The 15856-nt window shown below is 66.7% G+C and carries 15 protein-coding genes; 7 read left to right on the top strand and 8 right to left on the bottom strand.

Annotated features, from left to right (window positions below):
• Positions 1 to 65 precede the first annotated feature (65 nt).
• Genes IEW01_RS03625 through IEW01_RS03615 form a run of 3 tightly spaced genes read left to right on the top strand, consistent with a single transcriptional unit; the run spans position 66 to position 3299 of the window.
• On the top strand, positions 66 to 1778 hold the full coding sequence (locus IEW01_RS03625; RefSeq protein WP_188526221.1) for an FAD-dependent oxidoreductase: 1713 nt from the start codon (positions 66 to 68) through the stop codon (positions 1776 to 1778).
• Positions 1775 to 2557 carry an SDR family NAD(P)-dependent oxidoreductase gene (locus tag IEW01_RS03620; RefSeq protein ID WP_188526220.1) on the top strand — a complete coding sequence of 261 codons (783 nt, stop codon included), beginning with the start codon at positions 1775 to 1777 and terminating at the stop codon, positions 2555 to 2557. Before IEW01_RS03625 ends, IEW01_RS03620 begins: the two co-directional genes overlap by 4 nt.
• The gene (locus tag IEW01_RS03615; RefSeq protein WP_188526219.1) at positions 2550 to 3299 is read left to right on the top strand and encodes an SDR family oxidoreductase; all 750 of its coding nucleotides are present in this window, start codon (positions 2550 to 2552) and stop codon (positions 3297 to 3299) included. The genes IEW01_RS03620 and IEW01_RS03615 overlap by 8 nt, the downstream gene beginning before the upstream one ends.
• Positions 3300 to 3411: 112 nt before the next feature.
• Here the strand turns inward: IEW01_RS03615 and IEW01_RS03610 are convergent, their stop codons facing one another.
• The 8 genes from IEW01_RS03610 to IEW01_RS03575 all read right to left on the bottom strand — a co-directional run bounded on the left by IEW01_RS03610 (position 3412) and on the right by IEW01_RS03575 (position 11545).
• Complete coding sequence (locus IEW01_RS03610; RefSeq protein WP_188526218.1) at positions 3412 to 4140, bottom strand: ABC transporter ATP-binding protein; 729 nt, start codon at positions 4138 to 4140, stop codon at positions 3412 to 3414.
• 3 nt (positions 4141 to 4143) lie between these two features.
• Positions 4144 to 4890 (bottom strand): ABC transporter ATP-binding protein, encoded by a 747-nt coding sequence (locus tag IEW01_RS03605; RefSeq protein ID WP_188526217.1) that lies wholly within the window; start codon positions 4888 to 4890, stop codon positions 4144 to 4146.
• The gene (locus IEW01_RS03600) at positions 4887 to 5861 is read right to left on the bottom strand and encodes a branched-chain amino acid ABC transporter permease (protein ID WP_188526216.1); all 975 of its coding nucleotides are present in this window, start codon (positions 5859 to 5861) and stop codon (positions 4887 to 4889) included. The genes IEW01_RS03605 and IEW01_RS03600 overlap by 4 nt, the downstream gene beginning before the upstream one ends.
• Entirely contained in the window at positions 5858 to 6736 is an 879-nt protein-coding gene (locus IEW01_RS03595) for a branched-chain amino acid ABC transporter permease (protein ID WP_188526215.1), read from the bottom strand. Before IEW01_RS03595 ends, IEW01_RS03600 begins: the two co-directional genes overlap by 4 nt.
• Positions 6737 to 6817: 81 nt before the next feature.
• Entirely contained in the window at positions 6818 to 7945 is a 1128-nt protein-coding gene (locus IEW01_RS03590) for an ABC transporter substrate-binding protein (protein WP_188526214.1), read from the bottom strand.
• An 18-nt stretch (positions 7946 to 7963) separates the two neighbouring features.
• Positions 7964 to 8821, bottom strand: a complete 858-nt coding sequence (locus tag IEW01_RS03585) for a shikimate dehydrogenase family protein (protein ID WP_188526213.1) — start codon at positions 8819 to 8821, stop codon at positions 7964 to 7966.
• Positions 8822 to 8972: 151 nt separating this feature from the next.
• Positions 8973 to 9881: an NAD-dependent epimerase/dehydratase family protein gene (locus IEW01_RS03580; protein ID WP_188526212.1), complete on the bottom strand. Its 909-nt coding sequence runs from the start codon at positions 9879 to 9881 to the stop codon at positions 8973 to 8975.
• Positions 9878 to 11545: an FAD-dependent oxidoreductase gene (locus tag IEW01_RS03575; protein WP_188526211.1), complete on the bottom strand. Its 1668-nt coding sequence runs from the start codon at positions 11543 to 11545 to the stop codon at positions 9878 to 9880. The genes IEW01_RS03580 and IEW01_RS03575 overlap by 4 nt, the downstream gene beginning before the upstream one ends.
• A 149-nt stretch (positions 11546 to 11694) precedes the next feature.
• Here IEW01_RS03575 and IEW01_RS03570 point away from each other — a divergent pair, with 149 nt between their 5' ends.
• Genes IEW01_RS03570 through IEW01_RS03555 form a run of 4 tightly spaced genes read left to right on the top strand, consistent with a single transcriptional unit; the run spans position 11695 to position 15856 of the window.
• Entirely contained in the window at positions 11695 to 12738 is a 1044-nt protein-coding gene (locus IEW01_RS03570) for a Gfo/Idh/MocA family protein (RefSeq protein WP_188526210.1), read from the top strand.
• 1 nt (position 12739) lies between these two features.
• Positions 12740 to 13558 carry an IclR family transcriptional regulator gene (locus IEW01_RS03565; protein WP_188526209.1) on the top strand — a complete coding sequence of 273 codons (819 nt, stop codon included), beginning with the start codon at positions 12740 to 12742 and terminating at the stop codon, positions 13556 to 13558.
• A complete protein-coding gene (locus IEW01_RS03560; protein WP_188526208.1) occupies positions 13555 to 15258 on the top strand; it encodes an FAD-dependent oxidoreductase in 1704 nt (567 codons plus the stop codon). The genes IEW01_RS03565 and IEW01_RS03560 overlap by 4 nt, the downstream gene beginning before the upstream one ends.
• Positions 15248 to 15856, top strand: a complete 609-nt coding sequence (locus tag IEW01_RS03555) for an NIPSNAP family protein (protein WP_188526207.1) — start codon at positions 15248 to 15250, stop codon at positions 15854 to 15856. Before IEW01_RS03560 ends, IEW01_RS03555 begins: the two co-directional genes overlap by 11 nt.

Below are 15856 nucleotides of genomic sequence, written 5' to 3'. Positions count from 1 at the left end.
TCCCTGTCCATTGGCGATTTCCTCCCCCGGAGGCGTAATCGCCGGGCAAATCCAGGGAGGAAAGCATGAGCCTGCGGCCGAAGGCACAAGAAACCTACGACGTCGTCATCATCGGTTCTGGCGCCGGCGGGATGTCGACGGCGATTACCGCAAAAAAGCACGGGCTTTCGGTGGCGATCATCGAAAAGGAGCCTGTGTTCGGGGGCACCACGGCCTTCTCGGGCGGTGTCTTGTGGATTCCGATGAACCCCCACGCCAAGGCGGCGGGCATCGACGACGACCGCGAGGCCGCGATCACCTACATGAAGGAGGAAACCGGCAATTTCTACAATGCCGACGCGGTCGAGGCCTTCATCGACACCGGGCCCGAGATGGTCGACTTCTTCGAGCGGGAAACGGCGGTCAAGTTCGTGCCCACGCTCTACCCCGATTATCACCCCGATGTGCCGGGTGGCGTCGACGTCGGGCGCTCGATCCTCGCCGCGCCGTTCGACACCTCGGCGCTGGGCGAAAACCTCAAGCGCCTGCGCCCGCCTTTGGCGACGATCACCTTCATGGGGATGATGTTCAATTCCTCCAATGCCGACATCAAGCATTTCTTCAATGCCACCAAGAGCCTGTCGAGCTTTGCCTATGTCAGCAGGCGGATGGTCAAGCATTTCGGCGAGGTCGCGCGGCATGGCCGTGGCGTGCAGGTGACGAGCGGCAACGCCCTCGCCGCCCGCCTGGCAAAATCGGTCTTCGATCTCGATATTCCGCTCTACACCGACACGCCCGCCGAAAAGCTCATCATCGAGGACGGGCGGGTGCGCGGCGTGCGCGTGCCGGGCGCGACACTGACCGCACGCAAGGGCGTTGTGATCGCCACCGGCGGTTTCGCGCATGACCGGGAAAAGCTGAAGAAGGCCTATCCGCACCTCGCGCGGGGCGGCGAGCATTTTTCACCCGTGCCCGAGGGCAACACTGGCGACGGTATCCGGCTTGCCGAGGCGATCGGCGGGCATGCACCGATCGAGTTCAACGATACTTCCGCCTGGATGCCGGTTTCGAAGGTGCCGATGGGCAAGGGCAAGTTCGGGGCCTTCCCGCACCTGCTCGACCGCTACAAGCCGGGTGTCATCGCGGTGCTCAAGACGGGGCGGCGCTTCACCAATGAAAGCGAGAGCTACCATGACGTGGGCGCGGCGCTGATGCGCGCCTGCGAGGGCGAGGCGGAAACCGCCGCGTGGCTGATCTGCGATCATCCGACGATCAGGAAATACGGCCTTGGATACGCCAAGCCCGCCCCGGTCCCGCTCGGGCGCTACATCGCAAATGGCTACCTGCAGAAGGGCGCGACGCTGGCCGACCTTGCCCGCGCAACCGGGATCGACGCGGCCGCGCTGGAGGCCACCGTGACGGCCTACAATGCGACCGCCGAGAAGGGCGAAGACCCTGAATTCAACCGGGGCAGCACCAGCTTCAACCGCTACCTGGCCGATCCCGCGCACCAGCCCAACCCCTGCGTCGGCCCGATCCGTCAGGGCCCGTTCTACGCGCTCAAGATCATCATGGGCGACCTGGGCACTTTCGACGGGCTGCGCACGGCTGTATCGGGCCAGGTCCTGCGACCCGACGGAAGCCGCATCGACGGGCTCTTCGCCGTGGGGAATGACCGGGCTTCGATCATGGGCGGCAACTACCCCGGCGCGGGGATCACCCTCGGCCCGGCGATGGTGTTCGGCTACATCACCGGCCGCGCGCTGGCGGGGATCGGCGCGCAAGGGGCGACGGCATGAGTTGGCTCGGGCTGGAAGGCAAGGTTGCCGTCGTCACGGGTGCGGGCGGCGGGATCGGCACGGCGATTGCGGCCGCCTTTGCCGGCGCCGGTGCGAAGGTGGCGCTGCTCGACCTCAACGGGGAGGCCGCGCAAGCGGCGGCACGCGAAACCGGCGGGCTCGCCGTCACCTGCGACGTGAGCGACGCCGCGAGCGTGGCCGCGGCGGTTGACGCCGTCGAGGCCAGGCTCGGCCCCGCCGATATCCTTGTCAACAACGCCGCCCTCCTCTCGCCCGGCAATCTCGACGAGATCGACATCGTGGACTGGGAAAGGATGCTGTCGGTCAATCTCACCGGCTATCTGCGCTGCGCCCAGGCCTTCGGGCGCGGGATGCTGGAGCGAGGTGCGGGGGCTCTGGTGCATGTAGGCTCGATCTCGGGCAACCACCAGCAGGCGTTTTCCAACGCCTATTCCGCCTCGAAAGCCGGGGTTTCGATGCTGTCGCGCCAGCTTGCCTTCGAATGGGGGCCGCGCGGGGTGCGCTCTAACGTCGTCTCGCCCGGGCTCGTCCGCACGCCGCTCTCGGAAACCTTCTACGCCGACAGCCGCACCAAGGCGGCGCGCGAGGCGGTGGTGCCCCTGCGCCGGATCGGCCGGGTGGAAGACATCGCCGAGGCGGTGCTGTTCTTCGCCTCGGCGCGCGCCAGCTACATCTCCGGACAGGAGGTGCTGGTGGACGGCGGCTACGGGCAGACGCTCATGAGCCACGTGCCGCGCCCCGGCTACGCCGATGACTGATCCTGTCGCCCTGATCACCGGCGGCGCCGAGGGGATCGGCCGGACCACCGCCGAGCTGTTCGCGGCGCGCGGCTACCGCGTGGTTATCGCCGATCTCTCCGGGGCGGCCGATGCCGCCGACGCGCTTGGGCCAGAACACGAAGGCCACAGCCTCGACGTGACCGATGAAGACGCCGTGCGCACCCTTCTCGCCGGGCTCGACCGGGTGGACGTGCTGGTGAACAACGCCGGGATCGGCGACAGTCACCTGCCGACGCTGGAGCAGGAGATCGCGCACTTCCGCCGGGTTCTCGACGTGCACCTCGCCGGGGCTTTCCTGGTCGCGCGCGAGACGGCGCGCCGGATGATCGGCCAAGGCGGCGGCGCGATCGTAAACCTCTCTTCGATCGCGGGAGTCGTGGGCCTGCCCCGGCGCAATGCCTATGGCGCGGCCAAGGCCGGCATCGCGATGATGACGCGCTCGCTGGCCTGCGAATGGGCGGAGGCGGGCGTTCGGGTGAACGCGGTGGCGCCGGGCTACGCCGGAACCAAGCTGGTGCGCAAATTGGTGGACGCAGGCCGGATCGACCTTGCCGCGATCGAGCGCAGGGTGCCGATGGGCCGTTTGGTCGAACCGGCCGAGATTGCGGAGGCGATCTGGTTTCTTGCCTCCCCCGCCGCCAGCGCGATCACCGGAGTGACGCTTTCCGTCGACGGCGGATGGGCCGCGTTCGGCGATTTCGGCGACGCCCATCCCAGCTGAGGTCGTGCGAGGGGGCCTTGCCCCCCTCTGGCTTCGCCATTCACCCCCAAGGTATTTTCGGACCCAAGAAGCCCCGGTCAGCCGGGCCTGTGGTGAGGCGCGCGCGGCGCGGTCAGGCCGTCTCTTCCTCGTCGATATGGCCACCGAGGAAGAGGTGGCCGACCCGCGGATCTGCAAGCAGTTTGGCGGCTTCGTCGTGCATCCTGGCCTGTCCGAGTTCCAGCACCAGCCCGTAATCCGAGACCGCCAGCGCCGACTTGGCGTTCTGCTCCACCATGAGGATGGTCACGCCCTGGTCGCGCAGGTCTTGCAAGGTGCGAAAGACATCCTTCACCAGATTGGGCGAGAGGCCGATGGACGGCTCATCGACCAGCATGAGCTTGGGATCAAGCAGGAGCGCACGCGCGACCTCGAGCTGCTTCTGCTGGCCGCCGGAAAGCTCGACGGCCTTGCGGTTGCGAAACTCGCGCAGCATCGGGAACTGGTCCATCACCTGTTCGATCCGGTCGCGCAGCTTGCGCTGGTCGCGCGCGGTGATGCCGCCAAGCTCGAGGTTGTGATAGACGGAGAGTTGCGGCACCACGTTGCGCCCTTGCGGCACGTAGGTGACCCCGGCGTCGATCATCTGCTTGGGGGTGCGGCCGGTCACGTCGGTGCCTTCGAGCAGGATCTGTCCCGAATGGATGTTGAGCAGGCCGAAGATCGCCTTGAACACGGTCGATTTACCCGCGCCGTTAGGGCCGATCACGGTGGTGATCGAGGCGCGCGGGATCTTGAACGAGGTGCCGTTCAGGATCGTGATCTTGCCATAGCCGCCGTAGATGTCCTTGAGTTCTAGCATCCGTCAGCCTCCAAGATATGCGTCGATGACCTGCTGGTTCGACCGGATCTCGTCCGGCGTTCCCTCGGCGATGATCGCGCCCTCGGCGAGCACGATGATCCGGGTGCAGAGCGACATGACGAATTCCATGTTATGTTCGATCACCACGAAGGTGGTGCCATGTTCGCGGTTATAGGTCTCCAGCCGCTCGCGCAGGTTGCCGAGCATGGTCAGGTTCACCCCCCCGGCCGGTTCGTCGAGCAGCACGAGCGAAGGCCCGGCCATGAAGGCCATGGCGGCGTCGACGAGCTTCTGCTGGCCATAGGACAGGCTGCCCGCCATCTCGTCGCGCAGATGTTCGAGCCGGAAGAAGGCGATCAGCTGATCGGCCTCTTTCGTCAGCCCCGCGTCGGAGGGGCCGAACAGGCGGGTGGCCATATTGCCGTGATGCTCCTGCCCGGCAAGGATGATGTTATCGAGCACCGACATCTGGGGGAAGACCGAGAGCTGCTGGAAGGTGCGCCCCACGCCCAGCTTGTTGAGCCGCGAGGCCCGCATGTTGCCCACGCGGTGGCCATTGATCTGCACCTCGCCCCGGTCGGGCCGGAGCTGGCCGAGCACGCAGTTGAACAGCGTCGACTTGCCCGAGCCGTTCGGACCGATAAGGCCAAGCACCTCACCCTTCTCGACATCGAAGGACACATCGCGCACCGCGTGGATGCCACCAAAAGACTTCGATATGTTGCGGACGGAAAGGACGGAGTCACTCACAACTGGGCCCCCTTCTCCATGTCTTTGCGGGTTTCCCGGCCGGGCCGGAGGCGGGCGTAGAGCTTCTGGCCGGCGCCGATCAGCCCACTCGGCGAATAGATCATCAGCACGATCACGAGGCTGGCGTAGATCATCAGGTAGTAGCCTTCGGTGAAGCGCAGGAACTCGGGCAGCAGGATCACCACCGCCGCGCCCAGGATCGGGCCGAAGAAGAAGCCCGCGCCGCCGACCACCACCATGAGCAGGATCTTCAGCGAATGGATGAAGGCGAACGACCCGGGCTCGATGAACTGCACCAGCGGCGACATGATCGCACCCGCGCCGCCGCCGAAGGCCGAGCCGATGGCGAAGGCCAGCAGCGTGATGCGGCGGGTATCGACGCCGAGGCTCTCGGCCCGCACCGGGTTTTCGCGCAGCGCCTTGAAGGCCCGGCCCCAGGGCGAATTCACGATCCAGTAGAAGATCGCCCCGGAGATCACGAAGAGAACGAGCGTGAAGTAATAGAACTCGAGGTTCGTGCCGGTCGAAAGGCCGAAGAAGTTGGGCCGCGGCATGCCGACAAGGCCGTGGGAGCCGCCGGTCAGCCAATCCTCGTTGCGCAGCACGAGAAAGACGAGCGTGTTGAAGGCGAGCGTCACGAAGGCGAGAAAATGATGCTGAACGCGCAGGGCCGGGTAGCCGAGCAGAAGGCCGATGACGAAGGTCCCCCCCATCGCGGCGAGCCAGCCCAGCACCCAGTGATAACCCGCCAGCGTGATCAGCGCGGCAATATAGGCGCCGATACCCATGAAGGCCGCCTGCGCGAGGCTGATCTGGCCGGCATAGCCGAGCGTGAGGTTGAGCCCCATCGCGGCGATGGAGAACACCAGCCAGGACGTGAGAACGTAGATGATGTAATTGCCCTGACCGAGCGGCACCAGAATCAGGGCAATCAGCGCAACGAGCGTGAATAGGATGGATTTGCGCGTCATACCGTGCGTCCCTCCGAGGTTCCAAGCAGGCCCTGCGGCCGGATCAGGATGATAACAATGAGCAGGATCAGCGGCAGCGCCTGGCGGTATTCGGCCGAAACATAGGTGGCCGAGAGGTTGTCGATGATGCCGATCAGGAGGCCGCCGACGAGCGCGCCGCGGATCTGGTTGAAGCCGCCGACGATGGCCGCGATGAAGGCGATCAGCCCGAGGGTCTCACCATTGGAGAACTTGGCGAGGTAGATCGGCGTGATCAGGATCGAGGCGATGGCGGCCAGTGCGCCGTTGATCATGAATGTGTAGAGCACCATCCGCTTGATATCGACGCCGAGAATCTGGGCAACGTCGGGGTTCTGCGCCGTGGCCTGCATCGAGCGTCCGGTGCGGGTGCCGCCGAGAAAAAGCTGCAGCGCGACAATCGCGCCCATCGCGATGACGAAATTGGCGATGTCGGGGATCGAGATCACCGCGCCGAATATCGTGACCACGTCCTGCGGAAACAGGCTGGGGAACGGCTGGCCGAGGGGCGAGTAGAACTCCTTGACCATTTCCTTGAGCAGAACGCCCAGCGCGATGGTGGCGATCACCAGCGGCAGGGTGCCGTGCTTGATCATCGGCTCGACGACGAGGCGCTTGAACAGCACGCCGAGGATCAGCACCGCGAGGATTATGGCGAGCGGCATGGCCAGCCAGAGCGGGAACCCGAGCTTGACCGAAAGCGCCAGGACCAAAAAGGCCGGCAGCATGACGAACTCGCCCTGGGCGAAGTTGATGGTCTGCGATGCCTGCCACAGCAGGGTGAAACCGACAGCGGCGAGGGCATAGATCGACCCGGTCGAAAGCCCCGATACGATGAGCTGGAAAAATTCGGACATGCGCCCGCGCCTCCGATTCAAGCGGTGTTCAGGTGCAAAACGGGCGACGCCGTGTCAGGCGCCGCCCGTGCTTGCGAACGATCAGTTCGCGGGGAGGGTCTGGGTGATCTGCTGTGCGCCGTCAACCACCTCCACGAGGAAGCTCTCGCGGCTCATCTCGCCGGTTTCGTCCCAGCAGGTATCCATCAGGATGCCCGGGTGGGTTTCGGCGTCGAGGCAGAGACCACGCAGCGTTTCGGCGAATTTCTCGCGGTCGAACTCGCCGATCTGCTCGGTGACGTACTTGATCATGTAGACGCCGATATAGCCCTTGATCGCGTTGTGGTCGGCGCCGTAGCCGAACTCTTCCTGGAACTTCGCGGCCATCTCCTTGATCGCGGGCACCGGTGCTTCGGCGGTCAGGCCGACGTGTCCGAAGGCCCCGTTGGCGGCGTCGCCGGCGAGGTCGATCACCTTTTGCGAGATCAGCACGGTATCGCCGCCCATCGGCAGGTCGAGGCTCTGCTTGTTGGCCTCGATCAGGAAGCGCGCGCTTTCTTCCTCGGTGAGGTAGACGAAGACCGCATCGGCACCGGAGGATTTGACCTTGGCGACATCGGAGGCGAAATCAACCTGCGCCTGCTCTGTCGGCACATCGGCAACGATCTCGAAGCCGAAATCGTCGACCAGCCCCATGAAGGCGTCGTAACCGCCCCGGCCGAACTCGGTGTTGGCCCAGACCACGGCGATCTTCTCGGCGCCAAGCCCGTCCTTGAGGTAGCTGGCGAGTTTGGGCAGGCCCTTTTGGGCCCCGAAGGCGGTGCGGAAGATGTAGGGGTTGCCCTTGGCGGTGATCGTGGGGCTTTCCGACCCGGTGATCTGCGGCATACCGTTCTGCTGGGCGACCAGCATGTTGACCACGGTGGACGAGGAATAGACCGTGCCCAGCAGCACGTAGGTGCCCTCGTCGATCGCCTTCTGGACCATGGCCCGGCTGATCTGCGGATCGGTCTGGCTGTCGTATTCGGCCAGCTCGATCTGCTCGCCGAGGATACCGCCGGCGGCGTTGACCTCTTCGACGGCCAGCTTCACGCCATCATGCCAGACGGCGCCCGCGGCCGCGCCGGCGCCCGAAAGCTCGGCCACATCGGCGATCTTGACCTGGGCCACGGCGGCACCCGCGCCGAGCGCGAAGGCAGCCACGGTGGTGATTGCAAGTTTACGGATCATGTTTTCCTCCCTGAAGTGTTATTCATCCGCTTCCAAAGTCAGAAGAGCATCAACCAGAAGCCCCTCCTGGGCCTTGAACATGCCGAGCCCCGGCATGGTCAGGCATCCTTTTGCCGCCGCCGCTTCGATGAAGGGCGAGCGGGCAGGTCTCGTGATCGGGCAGGCCGCGAACTGGCCCTCGCTCAACTTGTCGACCTCCACCGGCAAGGGGTCGCCCGCCCGCATGCCGAGCGGCGTTGCATTGGCGATGATGTCGAATCCCGTGGGATCGGCGGACCCGACCGAAACGCGGCCGGGAAACATTGTTTCGAGCCGCGCGATGAGCGCGTCACGGCGTGCGATGTCGATTTCGTGGATGGCGAGGCTCGCCGCGCCACGCACGAGAAACTCGAAGGCGATGGCCGAGCCCGCACCGCCCGCGCCGATGAGCAGCACCCGTTTGTCTCCGACGGCGCCGCCGGCGGCGAGAATGCCCTCGACATAGCCCATGCCGTCGGTGTTGTCGCCGATCCAGCCCTTTTCGCCACGGCGCATCACGTTGACCGAAGCCGCCATCCGCGCCCGTTCCGTGAGCGCCGCGCAATGGCCGAGCGCGGCCTGCTTGTGAGGCACGGTTATGACGAGGCCGGGCACGTTCCTCGTGGCCACCAGGCCCGCCATGAAGGTATCGAACGCCGCCGGGACGACATGCGCGGGCACCACCACCACATTTTCGCCCATCGCCGCGAAGCGCGCGGTGAGCAGGCCGGGCGACTTCACCTGCGCGATCGGGTCGCCCACGATCGGCACGACCAGTGTTTCACCGTTCGGCACGATGCCGGTGACCGCCCCGGGTGCAAGCGCCTCGGATTGGACTTTCGCCGTTGTGCCTGTCATGGTTGCATTGGCCTCCCGAGCATCCCGTCCGTTGGGGTATTGGCGTTCTGCGCACTTGGCCCCATGGCAAAGACACTCCCCAAAACCCGACCGCAAGAAAATGGATGAACCGGGGCAATCCTTGGACAATTCGTTTGTCCTGCCGAGCGGCTCATGCGGCCCCGATGCCGCGCCGAGCGCGGTAGAAGTCGAGCGTGGCCGCGATGCCGTCCGACACGCCGGTAACCGGAACCCGGGCAAGAGCCGTTGGCAGGGGCGACGTGGCAAGGTCGGTCGGAATGCGCAGCGGCGGCCCTTCGATCGTCACCTCCGCCCCGGGGGCCTGCGACCGGAGTTCGCGGACGAAATCATCCATCCCGGTGGTTTCACCGCACAGGGTATAGGCCGTTGCTCCGGAGACCGGGGCGCGCACCGCGGCGACCATCAGTGCCGCCACGTCGCGCACATGCACGAATCCGACCCGCCCCGAGAAACGGATCGTCGCCGCCTCGCCCCGCGCCGCCGCGCCGATCGCGATCGAAGGGCCGGCGGCAATGCCGGAGCTTTGCCCCGGGCCATAGACGATGTAGGGGCGAAACCCGATCGAGGGCAGGCCATGGTCGAGCAGGTAGGCGCGCGCCGCGCCTTCTATGGCTAGTTTCTGCGCGCCGTAATGCGTCATCGGCTGCGGGTAGATCGGATCGTCCGGCCCGAACACCCCCGCCGTCGATACATAGGCGATACGGTCGATGCCATGCGCCCGCGCCGCCTCGAAAACGTGAAGGCTGCCGATGAGGTTGATCTCCGCCGCCCGCACCGGATCGGCGGCGGCGTCGACCGTCATCACCCCGGCAAGGTGCACGATCCCGTCGGCCCCTTGAGCTGCATCGCGCACCGAACCGTCGGCGATATCGCCGGAAACAAGGCGCACCTCAGCCGCAAGCCCGGGCCGCAGTTCGTCCAGTGCGGACGGGTTGGGGCGGGCGTCGAAAACGGTTACGTCGTGCCCATGCGCGCGCAGCTCGGCCACGACCCAGCGGCCGATGAAACCGGTGCCACCGGTGACGAGAACCCGGCTCATTCCGACCGCGCCCGCGCGGTGGCGCTCATGGCCGCGACATAGCCAAACGTGAGGGCCGGGCCGATGGTGATGCCGGGGCCGGGATAGACGCCGCCCATGATCGACTGCATGTCGTTGCCCACGGCGTAGAGCCCAGGAAGGGGTTGATTGTCGGGCCCAAGCAGGCGCGCCTCGGCGTCGGTGGCAAGCCCCGTTGCCGCGCCGATATCGCCGGGCCAGAGCTTCACCGCATAGAAGGGCGGCGTGGCGATCTCGCCCAGCGTTGGGTTCGGCCCATGACTGGCATCACCATTGGCGCGCTCGTAGACGGTTTCGCCGCGATGGAAATCCTCGTCGACACCAGCCGCCGCGAACCTGCCTAGCCGCGCCACGGTCTCGGAAAGCCCGGCGGCGTCGATAGCAAGTTTTTTCGCCAGTTCGTCGAGCGTCGTGGCCTCGACGAGGTAGCCGTCCTGGATCAGCGCCTTCGCCCCCATGGCCCCGGGGCGCACCATGCCAAGGCCGTATTTCTTCAGGCCCGCGGCGTCGGTGAGCAGGAAGGCCGGGATCGTCCCGGTCGCGTATTGCGCGAGGGCAAACTCATGATAGCTGCGAGTCTCGTTGGTGAAGCGCCGCCCATCCGCACCTACGGCGATCACGCCCGGCTTGGAGCGGTCCATGAGGAAATGCGGAAAGACCGTCCAGCTCCCGTCGGGGCGCTTTCGGGTGGAGACAGGCGCCCAGAACGCGTTCGTCGCCGCGCCCTCGCCGTAGCGCGCACCGAGACCCAGGACGATATCGTGCAACTCGCCGGTGTGCCCCGGCGCGGCCGGGCTGTGCTCGGCCAGCGGCACCGGCAGCATTTCGGCACGCCGTGTCGGGTGCCGTCCGAAACCGCCGGTGGCCAGAATCACCCCACCGCTCACCCGGATCTCGCCGCCATCGGCAAGGCTCAGGAGGTTGGCGCCACCGCCGGGCGTGATCGCCACAACCCGCGTTTTCAACCGCACATCCACACCGGCCCGCTTTGCCGCGAGCAGGAGCCGACCGACCAGCGCATTGCCCATGACGAGCCGCGCCGAGCGGCCATATCGGAGCTTGTCGAGCGCGTAGGTGCCCACAAGCCGGAGGGAATAGAAAAGCGATTTCAGAGATTTGCCCATGGCCATCAGGTGGCCGATGTCGTCGCGGTCAACCTGCAGCCCGCCGAGGATGGTGAACTCGGGGATCGCCGGTCGGATCATCCTGAGGTCGCGGCCAAGCTCGCTGGCGCGAAACGGCTCGGGCTCCAGCGCGCGGCCACAGGTCGTCGAGCCATCCAGCTCGTGGAGGTAATCGGGGTGAAAAGGGCGGGCGCGGAATTGCGCCACGGTTTCGTCCATCAGCCTGTCGATCGCGCGCGGCGCGTTGTCGACAAAGGTCTCTCGCATCGCGCGCGGGCTGCGGTTGCCCACCGCCGCGTCGAGATAGGTATGCACCTTCTCGGGGCTGTCATCCGCCCCGACGGTGGCGGCCAGCCGCGTGTTCGGCGCCCAGGTGGTGCCGGCGGAATAGGCCGATGTGCCACCGACATAGTCGGTACTCTCGATCAGGACGACGCGCGCGCCCTCCAGCGCGGCAAAAACCGCTGCGGCGAGACCGCCGGCGCCCGCGCCGATAACGGCCACATCGAATTCTTCAGCCATCGCGCCCCCCCTCTCGCCCCGGTATCCGAATCTCGGCCAGGGTCCGACGCCAAGCGTTAAATTTTTTAGAAACTGTTTCAAGTTTAAAATTTTCTTCCATTTTTTTCCGCCCCGCTCTATCCCTGACTGCGAAACCTCCGGGGAGAAGCATGTCGGACCTGCGTATCGCCATTGTCGGAGCCGGGATCATCGGCCACACCCACGCGGCAACGCTCGCGGATGTGAGGGGCGTGGCGCTTTCGGCGGTGGTCGACCCGATCGCCGGCGCCGACGTCGCGGAGCGCCATGGCGTGCCTCTTTTCACCGATGTCGGGGCGCTGCTCGATGCCGGCGTGGCGGACGCGGCCATCGTCGCGTCACCGAACGACACCCACGTGCCGATCACCAGCGCGCTGTTGCGCGCGGGCCTGCCGGTCCTGCTGGAAAAACCGGTAGCCAACAGCGTGGCCGACGGTGAAGCGCTGATCGCGGTGGCCGAGGAAACCGGCGTGCCCGTGCTCGTCGGCCATCATCGCCGGCACAACCCGATCATCAAGGCTGCGAAGGCCGCCATCACGGCGGGCCGGCTGGGCGATCTGGTCACCGCCACGGTGAATTCGACGCTCGCGAAGCCGTCGTCCTATTTCGACGTGGCCTGGCGGCGCGGCTCTGCCTCGGGCGGGCCGCTGTCGATCAACCTCATTCACGAGATCGACCTGCTGCGCCACTTCTGGGGCGAGGTCGCCGAGGTGCGCGCCTTTGCCTCGAACCATCACCGCGGTTTCGACGTGGAAGATACCGCCGCCGCGATCCTCGTTTTCGCCTCCGGCGGCATCGCCACGCTCACGATCTCGGACGCCGCCACCGGCCCCTGGGCCTGGGACGTGACGGCGGGCGAGAACCCTGCCCGCTTCCCCGCGCACGATACCATCGCCCATGCCTATGCGGGCACGCTGGCGGCGCTCTCGCTGCCGGACCTCGCGTTCTGGCGCCCGGCGGACGAGCCGGACTGGACGGTCCGGATGACGCGCGGGACGCTGCCTTGCACGCCGGCCGATCCCTACATCGGGCAGATCGAGCATTTCGCGGCCGTTGCGCGCGGCAATGCGTCGCCCCTCGTCAGCCTCGCCGACGGGGTTGCCAACATGCGCGTGATCGAAGCAATCAAGACATCGGCCGCCAACGGGGCGCCGGCGCAACCGATGAGGCTTTGACATGTCCAGTGTTCTCGAGAAATCCCTCGCCATCCTCGAACTGATGGTCGAACACCCGGAGGGGATGCAGGTTTCGACGCTTGCGCGCAAACTCGACATGCCGGTTTCGGGGGTGCACCGCACGCTGCGCGAACTGGCCCGGCTCGGCTACGTGCGGCAGGAGCGCGATCAGGGCGACTACGCGCTCACCATCCGGCTCGCGGCGATGGGGCTTGGCTTTCTCGGCCGTTCCGGCGTGACGGATATCGCCCAGCCGATCCTCGACCGCCTCGCCCAGGCCTCCGGTGAGCTCGTCCGCCTCTCGGTTCTCGACGGTCGGGGGCTGGTCTGGGTTGCCGTGGCGCAGGGCGCGACGGTGGGGTTGCGCTACGATCCCGGCCGCGAACAGGGCGTGCGTGTGCATCCGGCCTCGAGCGCCGGTGGCCAGGCGCTGCTTTCGACGATGACAGATGACGAGGTTCTGGCGCTTGTGGGCGAAACCGGGCTGCGCCCCGAGGGCATGGCGAAGGCATCGGCCACGCCGGCCACGATCGCCGATCTTCTGAAGGTGATCGCGGAAACCCGCACGCGGGGCTACTCGGTCGCCGTCAACACCTACATCGAAGGCATGGGCGCGATGGCCGCGCCGGTGCGCGCGGGCGGCGTGGCCGACGGGCAGGTGCTTGGCTGCCTGTCGATCGCGGGGCCCGCCGTGCGCTTTCCGAAGGCGCGGATGGAGGAGCTTGCCCCCTCGCTCCTCGATGCCGCCGCCGAGCTTGGCGCCGCCGCGCCGGCCTCGCATTTCTTTGCCGGTTTGCTCAGGCAGCCGCCGACACCATGACCCGGGATTGCGATGTCCTTGTGATCGGTTCTGGCGCGGGCGGGCTTTCCGCCGCAGTCACCGCCGCCCATCACGGGCTTCGCGTCATCGTCGCGGAGAAAACGCCCTTCATCGGCGGAACAACCGCCTGGTCGGGTGGCTGGCTCTGGATCCCCCGCAATCCGCTGGCCATCGCGGCGGGCATTGAAGAAGACATCGAGGCGCCGCTCACCTACCTGCGATCCGAGATCGGCAACCGGGCCGAAGACCCGCGCATCCGCACCTTCCTGGAAAATGGCCCCGAGATGGTGGGATTCTTCCGCGATCACACCGCCGTCGACTGGATCGACGGAAACCGCATCCCGGATTTTCACACGACGCGCGGCGCTAGCGCGGGCGGACGATCGGTTTGCGCCGCACCTTTCGACGGGCGGCGGCTCGGCGATTGGGCACACCGTCTGCGCCCGGCGCTGGAAGAAACCACGATCTGGGGCATGGCGATCGCATCGGGCACCGATATGGCCCGGTTCTTCAACTGGCGCGCGTCCCCGGCCAACGCCCTTCACGTCGGGCGCCGCCTCGCCCGCCATGTCGCCGATCTCGCAACCCGTGGCCGCAGCACCCAGCTCGTCAACGGCAACGCGCTGGCCGCGCGCCTCCTGCGCTCGGCCCTCGATCTGGGCGTGACCGTTCTGACCGAAGCCCCGGCCTCCGACCTGATCCGCGAAAACGGCCGCGTAACCGGCGCCATCATTGGCGGGCGGCCGGTCCGCGCCGATCGCGGCGTGGTTCTCGCCACGGGAGGGTTTCCGCATGACAACGCCCGCATCGCGACGATGTTCGAGCACGCGAAGGATGGCACCTGGCACCACTCGGCCGCGCCGCCAACCAACACCGGCGACGGCCTGACGCTGGGCGAAAGCGCCGGTGGCGTGGTGACGAAGGACTACGTCAATCCGGGGGCATGGGCCCCCGTCTCGCTGGTCCCGAAGGGTTACGGCGAAACCAGCCGGTTTCCGCACCTCGTCGAGCGCGCCAAGCCCGGGTTCATCGCCGTCGCCCCGAACGGCAGGCGCTTCGTCAACGAGGCCGACAGTTACCACGATTTCATGTCGGCCCTGTTTCGTGCCGGAGCCGATCACGCCTGGCTCATCGCCGACGCGCCCGCGCGGCGCCGCTTCGGGATCGGTGCGGTCAAGCCGTTTCCCTTCCGCGATGCCCCGCACCTTGCCACCGGCTACCTCAAGCGGGGCCGAACGCTTGAGGATCTGGCGCGGGCCACCGGCCTCGACCCAGAGGTTCTCGATGAAACCATCACCGGGTTCAACGCAGGGGCGCGGCTTGGTGAAGATCCTGATTTTGGCCGGGGCACGACTCCCTACAACCTTATCCAGGGCGATCCCGGGCACCAACCGAACCCGGCCCTTGGGGCGCTCGACCACGGCCCGTTCTATGCCGTGAGGATCGTTCCCGGCAGCCTTGGCACCTTCGCCGGCCTCACCACCGACCCGGCGGCACGGGTGCTTGACGCATCCGGCGCGCCGATCCCCGGACTCTTCGCCACCGGCAACGACGCCGCCTCGATCATGGGCGGCAATTACCCTGCCGGCGGGATCACGCTCGGCCCCGCCATGACCTACGGCTATATCGCCGGCCGCGTGCTTGCCGGGCAACCCGTCAAGGGCCTCCAAACCCAGAAGGAGACAGAGAATGTTTTATGAACTGACCACCCTGCGCACCGCGATCTTCGGCGCCGGCAAGGCCGCCGCCGGCCTCGAAGCCTGGATTGCGCAAGGCGCGGGCACGCTGCACGGCGCTTGGTTTTCCGATATCGGGCAGCTCAACGAGGTTTACCTTTTGCGCGGTTACGAAGAGGCGGGCGAAATGCTGGTCGAGCGCGAACGGCTTGCACGGGCCGAAGACCCCTTCGGCTGTGCCGAGCACCTCGTCGGATATGAGGTCGAAAGCTACCGCCCACTCGACTTCATGGGCGCGATCATCCCCGGCGAATTCGGCCCGGTCTACGAGATCCGCACCTATGCGATGAAGCTGAACGGCCTTCTGCCCACCATGGAGAAATGGCAGGCCGCGCTGCCGAAACGGAACGAATACTCGCCCTGCACCATCGCCATGTATGGCGTCGACGGCGCCCCCCGGCTGACCCAGATCTGGCCCTATCCGTCGCTCGAAGCGCGCAGCGCGGCGCGCGGCCAATCGGTTGCCGACGGCAACTGGCCGCCCAAGGGCGGGCCCGACTGGCTCACCCCCGACATGCGCTCCACCGTCGCCATGCCGATGGCATTCTCCCCGCTGAAATGA

Origin of the sequence: Sinisalibacter lacisalsi (genome assembly GCF_014640115.1) — a bacterium.
GTDB lineage: Bacteria > Pseudomonadota > Alphaproteobacteria > Rhodobacterales > Rhodobacteraceae > Sinisalibacter > Sinisalibacter lacisalsi.
The sequence above is the reverse complement of the archived record's forward strand: the minus strand, read 5'-3'. Positions and strand labels throughout refer to the sequence as shown.

What these genes read in the sequence shown, in the direction of transcription:
- IEW01_RS03565 (WP_188526209.1), top strand. Translation starts at nt 12,740, where the DNA reads ATGTCCAGTGTTCTCGAGAAATCCCTCGCCATCCTCGAACTGATGGTC.
- IEW01_RS03570 (WP_188526210.1), top strand. Translation starts at nt 11,695, where the DNA reads ATGTCGGACCTGCGTATCGCCATTGTCGGAGCCGGGATCATCGGCCAC.
- IEW01_RS03575 (WP_188526211.1), bottom strand. Translation starts at nt 11,545, where the DNA reads ATGGCTGAAGAATTCGATGTGGCCGTTATCGGCGCGGGCGCCGGCGGT.
- IEW01_RS03620 (WP_188526220.1), top strand. Translation starts at nt 1,775, where the DNA reads ATGAGTTGGCTCGGGCTGGAAGGCAAGGTTGCCGTCGTCACGGGTGCG.
- IEW01_RS03580 (WP_188526212.1), bottom strand. Translation starts at nt 9,881, where the DNA reads ATGAGCCGGGTTCTCGTCACCGGTGGCACCGGTTTCATCGGCCGCTGG.
- IEW01_RS03600 (WP_188526216.1), bottom strand. Translation starts at nt 5,861, where the DNA reads ATGACGCGCAAATCCATCCTATTCACGCTCGTTGCGCTGATTGCCCTG.
- IEW01_RS03585 (WP_188526213.1), bottom strand. Translation starts at nt 8,821, where the DNA reads ATGACAGGCACAACGGCGAAAGTCCAATCCGAGGCGCTTGCACCCGGG.
- IEW01_RS03590 (WP_188526214.1), bottom strand. Translation starts at nt 7,945, where the DNA reads ATGATCCGTAAACTTGCAATCACCACCGTGGCTGCCTTCGCGCTCGGC.
- IEW01_RS03625 (WP_188526221.1), top strand. Translation starts at nt 66, where the DNA reads ATGAGCCTGCGGCCGAAGGCACAAGAAACCTACGACGTCGTCATCATC.
- IEW01_RS03555 (WP_188526207.1), top strand. Translation starts at nt 15,248, where the DNA reads ATGTTTTATGAACTGACCACCCTGCGCACCGCGATCTTCGGCGCCGGC.
- IEW01_RS03615 (WP_188526219.1), top strand. Translation starts at nt 2,550, where the DNA reads ATGACTGATCCTGTCGCCCTGATCACCGGCGGCGCCGAGGGGATCGGC.
- IEW01_RS03595 (WP_188526215.1), bottom strand. Translation starts at nt 6,736, where the DNA reads ATGTCCGAATTTTTCCAGCTCATCGTATCGGGGCTTTCGACCGGGTCG.
- IEW01_RS03560 (WP_188526208.1), top strand. Translation starts at nt 13,555, where the DNA reads ATGACCCGGGATTGCGATGTCCTTGTGATCGGTTCTGGCGCGGGCGGG.
- IEW01_RS03610 (WP_188526218.1), bottom strand. Translation starts at nt 4,140, where the DNA reads ATGCTAGAACTCAAGGACATCTACGGCGGCTATGGCAAGATCACGATC.